General features: G+C 70.2%; 10 protein-coding genes. 3 read left to right on the top strand and 7 right to left on the bottom strand.

Going from position 1 to position 10,855, the window contains the following annotated elements; all coding sequences use genetic code 11:
• From ACQKIP_RS15150 to tkt, 3 genes are all read right to left on the bottom strand, one after another.
• A partial coding sequence (locus ACQKIP_RS15150) for a glucose-6-phosphate dehydrogenase (protein ID WP_427743159.1) occupies nt 1-935 on the bottom strand: 935 nt, incomplete at its 3' end.
• Nucleotides 932-2,050: a transaldolase gene (gene tal / locus ACQKIP_RS15145; protein WP_365853129.1), complete on the bottom strand. Its 1,119-nt coding sequence runs from the start codon at nt 2,048-2,050 to the stop codon at nt 932-934. The genes tal and ACQKIP_RS15150, both read right to left, overlap by 4 nt.
• Before the next feature lie 35 nt (nt 2,051-2,085).
• The gene (gene tkt / locus ACQKIP_RS15140; protein WP_365853131.1) at nt 2,086-4,179 is read right to left on the bottom strand and encodes a transketolase; all 2,094 of its coding nucleotides are present in this window, start codon (nt 4,177-4,179) and stop codon (nt 2,086-2,088) included.
• Nucleotides 4,180-4,568: 389 nt separating this feature from the next.
• Between tkt and ACQKIP_RS15135 the strand changes: the two genes are divergently transcribed.
• From ACQKIP_RS15135 to ACQKIP_RS15125, 3 genes are all read left to right on the top strand, one after another.
• A complete protein-coding gene (locus ACQKIP_RS15135; RefSeq protein WP_365853484.1) occupies nt 4,569-5,522 on the top strand; it encodes a heme o synthase in 954 nt (317 codons plus the stop codon).
• Nucleotides 5,523-5,627: 105 nt separating this feature from the next.
• Complete coding sequence (locus tag ACQKIP_RS15130) at nt 5,628-5,975, top strand: hypothetical protein (protein ID WP_365853133.1); 348 nt, start codon at nt 5,628-5,630, stop codon at nt 5,973-5,975.
• Between the two features lie 106 nt (nt 5,976-6,081).
• The gene (locus ACQKIP_RS15125) at nt 6,082-7,170 is read left to right on the top strand and encodes an amidohydrolase family protein (RefSeq protein ID WP_365853135.1); all 1,089 of its coding nucleotides are present in this window, start codon (nt 6,082-6,084) and stop codon (nt 7,168-7,170) included.
• 48 nt (nt 7,171-7,218) lie between these two features.
• Here the strand turns inward: ACQKIP_RS15125 and ACQKIP_RS15120 are convergent, their stop codons facing one another.
• The 4 genes from ACQKIP_RS15120 to ACQKIP_RS15105 form a co-directional block, all read right to left on the bottom strand.
• The gene (locus ACQKIP_RS15120; protein ID WP_365853137.1) at nt 7,219-8,226 is read right to left on the bottom strand and encodes a COX15/CtaA family protein; all 1,008 of its coding nucleotides are present in this window, start codon (nt 8,224-8,226) and stop codon (nt 7,219-7,221) included.
• 87 nt (nt 8,227-8,313) lie between these two features.
• Nucleotides 8,314-9,084: an ABC transporter permease gene (locus ACQKIP_RS15115; protein ID WP_365853139.1), complete on the bottom strand. Its 771-nt coding sequence runs from the start codon at nt 9,082-9,084 to the stop codon at nt 8,314-8,316.
• The gene (locus ACQKIP_RS15110) at nt 9,081-10,007 is read right to left on the bottom strand and encodes an ABC transporter ATP-binding protein (protein ID WP_365853141.1); all 927 of its coding nucleotides are present in this window, start codon (nt 10,005-10,007) and stop codon (nt 9,081-9,083) included. The genes ACQKIP_RS15115 and ACQKIP_RS15110 overlap by 4 nt, the downstream gene beginning before the upstream one ends.
• A gap of 10 nt (nt 10,008-10,017) precedes the next feature.
• On the bottom strand, nt 10,018-10,855 hold an 838-nt coding region (locus tag ACQKIP_RS15105; protein ID WP_427743152.1), incomplete at its 5' end, for an aminoglycoside N(3)-acetyltransferase.

Raw genomic sequence — 10,855 nt, 5'->3', positions numbered from 1 at the left:
GCGTACTGCCCGCGGACCGTGTTCTTGCCGAGGTCCTTGGGCAGCCGGACGGCGCCCAGGACCTTCGCCTTCTCGGCGACGAGGGCGTCCGCGTCGAAGGAGGCGGGCTCTTCCATCGCGGTCAGCGCCATCAGCTGGAGCAGGTGGTTCTGGATGACGTCACGGGCGGCGCCGATGCCGTCGTAGTAGCCGGCGCGGCCGCCGATGCCGATGTCCTCGGCCATCGTGATCTGGACGTGGTCCACGTACGACCGGTTCCAGATCGGCTCGAACATCTGGTTGGCGAAGCGGAGCGCCAGGATGTTCTGGACGGTCTCCTTGCCGAGGTAGTGGTCGATCCGGAACACCTGGTCCGGGGCGAACACCTCGTGCACGATCGAGTTGAGGTCCTTGGCGGACGCCAGGTCGTGTCCGAAGGGCTTCTCGATGACCGCGCGGCGCCAGGAACCCTGCGGGGCGTCCGCGAGCTCGTGCTTCTTGAGCTGCTGGACGACCTGCGGGAAGAACTTCGGCGGCACGGAGAGGTAGAAGGCGAAGTTGCCGCCCGTCCCCTGCGCCTTGTCGAGCTCCTGGATGGTGGCCTTGAGCTGCTCGAACGCGGCGTCGTCGTCGAAGTTGCCCTGGACGAAGCGCATGCCCTGGATGAGCTGCTGCCAGACCTCCTCGCGGAACGGCGTACGCGAGTGCTGCTTGACCGCGTCGTGCACGACCTGGGCGAAGTCCTCGTCCTCCCAGTCGCGGCGGGCGAAGCCGATGAGCGAGAAGCCCGGCGGAAGGAGACCCCGGTTGGCGAGGTCGTAGACGGCGGGCATCAACTTTTTACGGGACAAATCGCCCGTGACGCCAAAGATGACCAGGCCCGACGGCCCCGCGATACGCGGGAGCCGTCGGTCTGCGGCGTCACGCAGCGGATTGCTGCTTGACAAAGTGGTCAGCCCTTCGAGGGAGCGAGGCGCTGGAGCTCGGCCTCGGTCGACTTGAGCAGATCGGTCCAGGAGGCCTCGAACTTCTCGACGCCCTCGTCCTCGAGCAGCTGTACGACCTCGTCGTACGAGATGCCGAGCTTCTCGACGGCCTCGATCTCGGCGCGCGAGGCGTCGTACGTGCCGGCGACCGTGTTGCCCGTGATCGAGCCGTGGTCGGCGGCGGCCTCCAGGGTCGCCTCCGGCATCGTGTTCACCGTGTTCGGCGCGACCAGGTCGTCGACGTACAGGGTGTCCTTGTACGCCGGGTCCTTGACGCCCGTCGAGGCCCACAGCGGACGCTGCTTGTTGGCCTGCGCCTTGTCGAGCGCGGCCCAGCGGTCCGAGGAGAAGACCTCTTCGTAGGCCTCGTAGGCCAGGCGGGCGTTGGCGAGGGCGGCCTTGCCCTTGAGGGCCTTGGCCTCGTCCGTGCCGATGCCGTCGAGGCGCTTGTCGATCTCGGTGTCCACGCGGGACACGAAGAAGGACGCCACCGAGTGGATCTTGGAGAGGTCCAGGCCCGCGGCCTTCGCCTTCTCCAGGCCCGCCACGAACGCGTCCATGACCTCGCGGTAGCGCTCGAGGGAGAAGATCAGCGTCACGTTCACGCTGATGCCCTTGCCGATGACCTCGGTGATCGCGGGCAGGCCCGCCTTCGTCGCCGGGATCTTGATGAGCGTGTTCGGGCGGTCCACCAGCCAGGCGAGCTGCTTGGCCTCGGCGACGGTCGCCTTGGTGTTGTGCGCGAGGCGCGGGTCGACCTCGATCGACACGCGGCCGTCCTGGCCGCCCGTCGAGTCGAAGACCGGGCGCAGGATGTCGGCGGCGTCACGGACGTCCGCCGTCGTGATCATGCGGATGGCTTCTTCGACGGTGACCGCGCGGGCGGCGAGGTCGGCGAGCTGCTGCTCGTAACCGTCACCGCTGCTGATCGCCTTCTGGAAGATCGACGGGTTCGTCGTGACGCCCACGACGTGGCTCTGGTCGATCAGCTCGGCGAGGTTGCCGGACGTGATCCGCTTGCGCGACAGGTCGTCCAGCCAGATCGCGACGCCTTCGTCGGAAAGGCGCTTGAGTGCGTCTGTCATGAGGATTACATCTCCTACTAGGTCGTATGTCGGCGTCAGCGCTGAGCGGCGTCGATCGATTCCCGGGCGGCGGCGGCCACGTGATCGGCGGTGAAGCCGAACTCGCGGAAGAGCACCTTGCCGTCGGCCGAGGCACCGAAGTGCTCAAGGGAGACGATGCGCCCGGCGTCACCCACGAAGCGGTGCCAGGTCAGGCCGATGCCCGCTTCGACCGCCACGCGCGCCTTCACGGACGGCGGCAGGACGCTGTCGCGGTACTCCTGGTCCTGCGCCTCGAACCACTCGACGCACGGCATCGAGACGACGCGCGTCGGAACGCCCGCGGCCTGGAGCTGCTCACGCGCCTCGACGGCGAGCTGCACCTCGGAGCCGGTGCCGATGAGGACGACCTCGGGGGCGCCGCCGTCGGCCTCGAACAGGACGTAGCCGCCCTTGACGGCGCCTTCGGTGACCTCGCGGTCGTACGTCGGCACGCCCTGACGGGTCAGCGCGAGGCCGTGCGGGGCGCCCTTGCCGAACTCCTTGGTGTAGCGCTTGAGGACCTCGCGCCACACGATCGCGGTCTCGTTCGCGTCCGCGGGGCGGACCACGTTCAGACCGGGGATGGCGCGCAGCGAGGCGAGGTGCTCGACCGGCTGGTGCGTCGGGCCGTCCTCGCCCAGACCGATGGAGTCGTGCGTCCACACGTACGTCACCGGCAGGTGCATCAGCGCGGACAGGCGGACGGCGTTGCGCATGTAGTCGGAGAACACCAGGAAGGTGCCGCCGAAGATGCGGGTGTTGCCGTGCAGCGCGATGCCGTTCATCTCCGCGGCCATGGCGTGCTCGCGGATGCCGAAGTGGATCGTGCGGCCGTACGGGTCGGCCTCCGGCAGCGGGTTGCCCGCGGGGAGGAACGACGACGTCTTGTCGATCGTGGTGTTGTTCGAGCCCGCGAGGTCGGCGGAGCCGCCCCACAGCTCGGGGATCACCGCGCCGAGCGACTGCAGGACCTTGCCGGAGGCGGCACGCGTCGCGACGCCCTTGCCCGTCTCGAAGACCGGGAGCTTCTCCTCCCAGCCCTGCGGCAGCTCGCCCGCGGCGATGCGGTCGAAGTCCGCGGCGCGCTCGGCCTCGGCGGTGCGCCAGGAGGCGAAGCCCTTCGCCCACTCGGCCTTGGCGTCACTGCCGCGGTCGAGGGCCTTGCGGGTGTGCGCGATGACGTCGTCCGAGACCTCGAAGGTCTGCTCCGGGTCGAAGCCCAGGACGCGCTTGGTGGCCGCGACCTCTTCGTCGCCGAGCGCCGAGCCGTGCGCGGCCTCGGTGTTCTGCGCGTTCGGCGCGGGCCAGGCGATGATCGAGCGCATCGCGATGAAGGAGGGGCGCTCCGTCTCCGCCTTCGCCGCCTGGATCGCGCGGTAGAGGGCGGCCGGGTCGAGGTCGCCGTCCTCCTTGGGCTCCACGCGCTGGACGTGCCAGCCGTAGGCCTCGTACCGCTTCATGGTGTCTTCGGAGACCGCGGTCTCGGTGTCGCCCTCGATGGAGATGTGGTTGTCGTCCCACAGCAGCACGAGGTTGCCGAGCTTCTGGTGCCCGGCCAGCGACGACGCCTCGCCGGAGATGCCCTCCTGGAGGCAGCCGTCACCGGCGATGGCGAAGATGTGGTGGTCGAACGGCGACTCGCCCGCGGCGGTTTCCGGGTCGAACAGACCGCGCTCGTAGCGGGCGGCCATCGCCATGCCCACGGCGTTGGCGACACCCTGGCCCAGGGGGCCCGTCGTCGTCTCGACGCCCGTGGTGTGCCCGTACTCCGGGTGGCCGGGGGTCTTGGAACCCCAGGTGCGGAACGCCTTCAGATCATCGAGCTCCAGGCCGAAGCCGGCCAGGTAGAGCTGGATGTAGAGGGTCAGGGACGAGTGGCCCGCGGAGAGAACGAACCGGTCGCGCCCGGTCCACTCGGCGTCGGCGGGGTCGTGCCGCATCACCTTCTGGAAGAGGGTGTAGGCGGCAGGCGCGAGGCTCATGGCCGTACCAGGATGGCCGTTGCCGACCTTCTGTACGGCGTCCATGGCCAGGACGCGGGCAGTATCAACAGCCCGCTGGTCCAGTTCGGTCCACTCGAGGTCTGTGGTGGTCGGCTTGGTGCTCACCCTGAGTCAGGGCTCCTCTCCACATGTCGAATGCCGGCGATGTAGATCCCACCGGCCGATGTCGAGCCTACCGCTGTAAAGACGTGCATTTTTTCGAGTGATTCCAGACTGACGGGGTGCGCCGGTATCCGCCTCCCGAAAGGGATCCATGGTGTTCACCATGTGATCTCAAAGGCGCTCATCTGGACTCTCTGAACGAGTGGAGCGCCGCTCATCTGAATGGGTGCCCGGGCCGTATTACGGGCGGGCCAACACGCCGCCCAACACGACCCCACCCCCGCGAAGGGCGAGGTATGGGCAACGTCTACAGTGGCGTGGTACGCGCGAGCCTTTACCGGATCTTCATGTCTGAACGTCCGACGCGGCTTGCTGGGAAGTCTCTGTCAGGGGTGTGCGTGACGGCCGTTGAATCCCGTCCAGCGGGAGCGCTCGGGACGAGCTCTAGCCCAAGCCACCGGCCGCTCGGGGCCCGTGTCATGGCGTTCGTGGCGCTGACCAAGCCGCGAATCATCGAGCTCCTTCTGATCACCACCGTTCCGGTGATGTTCCTCGCCGAACAGGGGGTGCCAGATCTGTGGCTGGTCTTCGTGACCTGCCTGGGCGGCTACCTCTCGGCGGGCGGCGCCAACGCGCTCAACATGTACATCGACCGTGACATCGACGCCCTGATGGACCGTACGTCCCAGAGGCCCCTGGTCACGGGAATGGTCAGCCCCCGGGAGTGCCTCGCGTTCGGCATCGCGCTCGCGGTCGGCTCGACGCTCCTGTTCGGGCTCGCCGTCAACTGGCTGTCCGCCTGGCTCGCCCTCGGTGCGCTGCTCTTCTACGTGGTCATCTACACGATGATCCTCAAGCGCCGTACCTCGCAGAACATCGTCTGGGGCGGCATCGCGGGCTGCATGCCGGTGCTCATCGGCTGGTCCTCGGTCACCAACTCCCTCTCGTGGGCGCCGGTGATCCTCTTCCTCGTCATGTTCTTCTGGACGCCGCCGCACTACTGGCCGCTGTCCATGAAGGTAAAGGACGACTACGCCCGCGTGGGCGTGCCGATGCTGCCGGTCGTCGCGTCGAACAAGGTGGTCGCGCGTCAGATCGTCCTCTACAGCTGGGTGATGGTCGCCGTCTCGCTGCTGCTCCAGCCCCTGGGCTACACCGGCTGGTTCTACACCGTGGTCGCCGCGGTCACCGGCGGCTGGTGGCTGTGGGAGGCGCACGGCCTGCAGAACCGCGCCAAGGCGGAGGTCACGGGCGGCAAGCTCAAGGAGATGCGGCTGTTCCACTGGTCGATCACCTACGTCTCGCTGCTGTTCGTGGCGGTGGCGGTGGATCCCTTCCTCCGCTGAGCTCTCCCGGGCTCTTGTGCTTCGCCGACGGGCGGGGCGCGTGGTGTTGAACGCCACGTGCCCCGCCCGTCGCCAGTTGATCTACCCGTCGGTAGCATCCTGTGCATGGCAGAGACGCAGCAGGTTGAGGACAGCAAGCAGGCCGCTCGTGCCGAGCGCAAGGCCGCCAAGATGGCCAAGGAGATCGGGACCTTCGCGAAGGCGCACGGCGGGGCCGAGGGCCAGATCGCGTACATCGGGCACGAGGGCACCCGCATCGTGCTGGTCGGCGAGGACGGCGGCTGGGGCGACCTGGTGGCGCCCACCTACGCCATCGCGCAGAGCGCCGTGGAGAAGGCCGGGATCACGGTCCACGAGGACTTCGACGGCGACTTCGCCGCGAAGGTGAAGACCGGCCCCTACGAGTGGTCGCGCATGGCGGGCATCCAGCTCGGCGGTCCCTCGAACGGCTGAGAGCCGCAGTTTTTCGGCACTGTTTCCGAGCGCGTCCGAAAGCAACACCTGACGCCCGGGTCACCCGTTAGACCGTAAGAGCACGGTCCGCCTACCGGGAGCCCGGATGATCGAAACGCCGTCCCTGGTGGACCAGTACTGCCATGGCGTGCTGCGTACGGAGCTGGGCCTGGGCACCTTCGAGGCCCACCTGGGCCGCGGCGAGGGTCCGCCCGCGCCCGGCACCACCTTCTTCGACACCCAGACCGGCTTCGCCGTACGCCGCTGGTGCCCCCCGCTCCTTGGCCTGGAACCGCACTGCCCGCCCGCCCGCTATCTCGCCCGCCGCCGCGAACTGGGCGTTCTGGAGGCGGGGCGGCGGCTGCTCCGGGGGAGCGGCATCACCACGTATCTCGTCGACACGGGGCTGCCCGGCGATCTGACCGGACCCGGCGAGATGGCGTCCGCCGGCTGCGCCGACGCCCACGAGATCGTCCGCCTCGAGCTCCTCGCCGAACAGGTGGCCGACACCTCCGGCACGGTGGACTCGTTCCTCGCCAATCTCGCCGAGTCGGTGCACGCGGCCGCCGCGCACGCCGTCGCCTTCACCTCCGTCGCGGGCGTCCGGCGCAGCCTCGCCCTGGCCCCCGAACCGCCGGGGCCCGGCGAGGTGCGGGGCGCGGCGGACCGCTGGCTCGCCCGGCGGCAGGTGGGCGGGGTGCTCCAGGACCCCGTGCTCCTGAGGCATCTGCTGTGGATCGCCGTCGCGTCGGGGCGCCCGCTGCAACTGCACGCGGGAGCCGGCGACCCGCAGGAGTACTTCGGCGGGTTCGCGCGGGCGACCGCGGGGCTCGGCACCGATCTGGTCCTGCTGCACGGCTATCCGTACCACCGCAATGCCGCGGACCTCGCGGGCCTCTTCCCGCACGTGTACGCCGATCTTGGGCCCGCCCTGGTGCGCACCGGCGCCCGCGCGGCCGCCGTGCTCGCGGAGATCCTGGAGCTCGCGCCCTTCGGCAAGCTGCTGTTCTCCAGCGGCGCGCACGGCCTTCCCGAACTCCACGTGGTGGGCGCGCGGCTCTTCGGGGAGGCGCTGGGGCGCGTGCTCGGCGGGTGGGTCACGGAGGGGGCGTGGTCGCTGCCGGACGCGCAGCGGGTGGCCGGACTCATCGCGGCGGGCAACGCCCGGCGCGTGTACGGACTTTCCGAGGTCTGAAGCCGCAGAAAGCGCGGACTTCGTACGGACTTTTGGAGGTAGGGCCCCTCAGACGGCCGACAGCTGGGAGTCGCCGCTCTGCGCCGGGACCTCCGCGGTCACATGCGGGCGCTCACGCAGCGCGAGCAGGACACGCATCACGCCGATCCACACCACGCACGAGCCGAACATGTGCAGGCCGACCAGGACTTCGGGCAGGTCCGTGAAGTACTGGACGTAGCCGATCGCGCCCTGGGCGAGCAGGATCAGGAACAGGTCGCGGGTGCGGTGCAGCGGGCCCTTGGGCGCGTCGACCGCCTTGAGGACGAACCACAGGGCGAACGTCAGCGTCACCACGATCCAGGCGAGCACGGCGTGCAGCTTGCTGACGGTCTCCCAGTCGAAGCCCATCCGCGGCACCTCGCTGGAGTCACCGGCGTGCGGCCCGGAGCCGGTCACCAGCGTGCCCACCGCGATGAGCAGCACGGACGCCGCGACCAGGAACCACACCAGCTGCGCCACGGCCTTGCCGACCAGCGGGCGCACGTCGCCGTCGCCCTCGCGGGTGCGCTGCCACATCGTGACGGCGACCGCGATCAGCGCGGTGGAGAGCAGGAAGTGTGCCGCGACCGTCCACGGGTTCAGGCCGACGAGCACGACGATGCCGCCGAGCACGGCGTTGCCCATGACCAGCCAGAACTGGATCCAGCCGAGCCGGGTGAGGCTGCGCCGCATCGGCTTCTGGGAGCGCGCCGTGATGATCGCCCAGCCGACGGCCGCGCACAGCACGTACGTCAGCATGCGGTTGCCGAACTCGATGAATCCGTGGAAGCCCATCTCGTGGGTGGCCGTCAGGGATTCGTCCGTGCACTTGGGCCAGGTCGGGCAGCCGAGGCCCGAACCGGTCAGGCGGACGGCGCCGCCGGTGACCACGATGCACACCGTCATCGCGAGCGAGATGAAGGCCGCGCGCTGGACGGTCCGCTGCTGCGGGGTCCAGCGTTCGGCGATGAAGGCGAGCGGATTGCGCACGGCGGAGACGGCGTCGGCTCGGGTCACGTTTGGCACGCGCCCCATCGTAGGGGGCCGCTTGTGCACGGCTTCACGAGGGGGACGTATCCGGTGCTTCTGTGACGCGAGTTACGCCGTCTCCTCCTGCCGCGGCTACTCCCAGCGGAAGAACTTCCCGGCCGCCCCGAGCCCCAGGACCGCCCAGACGGCCAGGATTCCGAGGTCGCCCCACGGCATCCCCGCGCCGTGCTGAAGGACGTCCCGCAGGCCGTCCGACAGGGCCGAGATGGGCAGCAGCCCGAGCACCGACTGGGCCGCGTCCGGGAACTTGTCCAGCGGCACGATCACCCCGCCGCCCACGAGCAGCAGCAGGAAGACCAGGTTCGCCGCGGCGAGCGTCGCCTCGGCCTTGAGGGTGCCCGCCATCAGCAGCCCGAGGCCGGAGAAGGCCGCGGTGCCAAGGACCAGGAGGAGGAGCACGGCGAAGGGGTTGCCGTGCGGCGACCAGCCGAGGGCGAAGGCGATCACCGTGAGGAGCACGATCTGGAGGACCTCGGTGACCAGGACCGACAGGGTCTTGGCCGCCATCAGGGCCCAGCGGGGCAGCGGGGAGGCGCCGAGCCGCTTCAGGACGCCGTAGCGCCGCTCGAAGCCCGTGGCGATGGCCTGTCCGGTGAAGGCGGTGGACATCACGGCGAGGGCGAGAATGCCGGGCGCCAGGAAGTCGACCGCCTTGCCGTCCCCTGTGTCCACGATGTCGACCGCGCTGAACAGCACCAGCAGGAGGGTCGGGATCACGACCGTGAGGAGCAGCTGCTCGCCGTTGCGCAGCAGCATCTTCGTCTCCAGCGCGGCCTGCGCGGCGATCATGCGGGGGAGCGGGGCGGCGCCCGGCTTCGGCGTGTACGTACCGGCGGCGCTCATCCGCGCAGCTCCTTGCCCGTGAGTTCCAGGAAGACGTCTTCCAGGGTGTGGCGTTCGACGGCGATCTTCTCCGGCATCACGCCGTGCTGGGCGCACCAGGAGGTGACCGTGGCGAGCAGCTGCGGGTCGACCGTGCCGCTCACGCGGTAGGCGCCCGGGGTGAGTTCGGCCGCCGCCGAGTCCGGCGGGAGTGCCTTGAGCAGGGAGCCGACGTCGAGTCCGGGGCGGCCGGAGAAGCGCAGGGTGTTCTCGGCGCCGCCGCGGCACAGCGCCTCCGGGGTGCCCTCGGCGATGACCTTGCCCGCGTCGATGATCGCGACCTCGTCGGCCAGCTGCTCGGCCTCGTCCATGTGGTGCGTGGTCAGGATGACGCTGACGCCGTCGGCGCGCAGATCACGTACGAGATCCCAGGTGGCCCGGCGTGCCTGCGGGTCAAGGCCCGCGGTCGGCTCGTCCAGGAAGACCAGTTCGGGCCTGCCGACCACGGCCATGGCGAGCGCCAGGCGCTGCTGCTGGCCGCCCGACAGGCGCCGGTAGGTGGTCCGGCCGCAGCTCTCCAGGCCCAGGCGCTCGATCAGCGCGCCCACGTCGAGGGGGTGGGCGTGCAGCTTCGCCATGTGGCGCAGCATCTCGTCGGCGCGGGCGCCGGAGTAGACGCCTCCGGACTGGAGCATCACGCCGATGCGGGGGCGCAGCGCGCCGGCTTCGCGGACCGGGTCCAGGCCGAGGACGCGCACCGTGCCCGCGTCCGGCCTGCGATAGCCCTCGCAGGTCTCGATGGTGGTGGTCTTGCCGGCGCCGTTCGGGCCGAGGACGGCGGTGACGGCGCCCGCGCGGACCCGGAGGTCGAGGCCGTCCACCGCGGTCTTCGTGCCGTACCGCTTGACCAGGCCGGTGACCTGGACGACGGACTCATTTCCCATGGCGGAAAGTCTAGAGAGGCCGCGAGGGGCGGCGGGCAGGGGGCTGCGGGAGCACCCACTCGGCCCGTGAGCGGTGGGTCTCCAGCCAGCCGCACGCGTACGAGACGGCGTCGGCGACCGGGAAGAGCCGGGCCGTCGCCGCGCCCACCGTGCCCCGCACCACGGGTCGGTCCCGCTCGAAGTCCGCACCGAGTTCGTCGAAGCGTTCCTCGGAGACGGAGGTCTCGCGCACCGTCGTCCAGCGGCGCCCCTGCGGGGTCATGACCGCGAAGGAGTTCTCGACCTCGGGGGCGGGGATCCGGTACTCGGCCAGGTGGAAGGAGGTGCAGGAGTCGAACCCCGCGCCGAGCAGCAGCACCCGGGCGCCCGACTCCTCCAGGCGGGCCAGCGGGCTGCGCTCGCCCAGGCGGCAGTCGAGTGCGTGCCCCTCCAGGAGGGCTTGTGCTCCGGGGCCGACCGCGGCGAAGGAGGTCTGCGGGTGGGCGCTGCGCCGGGCGCCGGGCCAGGTCCGTACGGTCTCGGGGATCACGCCGACGCCGCGGGTGGGGGCGGTGCGCGGGTCGTAGGCGGGGATGGCGGCGCGGATCGCGGGCCACCAGGACTCGGGCACCGGCGGGTTCTCCCACTCGGCCGGGTCGGAGTTGTCGCTGGAGTGCGCGGGGACCACGAGGGTGCCCTTTTGGCCCAGCACGTCGAGAAGCGCCTCGACGACCGCGATCTGCCCTCCGACGACCCAGCCCAGCGAGCTGAGCGAGGAGTGCACGAGGAGGGTTTCGCCGGGGCTCACGCCGAGCTCGCGAAGGTCGGCCGCGAGGGACGCACGCGTACACAAAGGGCCGGTCGGAGGG

This window comes from Streptomyces sp. NPDC059900 (assembly GCF_050270335.1).
Lineage (GTDB): Bacteria > Actinomycetota > Actinomycetes > Streptomycetales > Streptomycetaceae > Streptomyces.
Note: the sequence above shows the minus strand (reverse complement) of the source record. Positions and strands in the feature narration are given on the sequence as shown.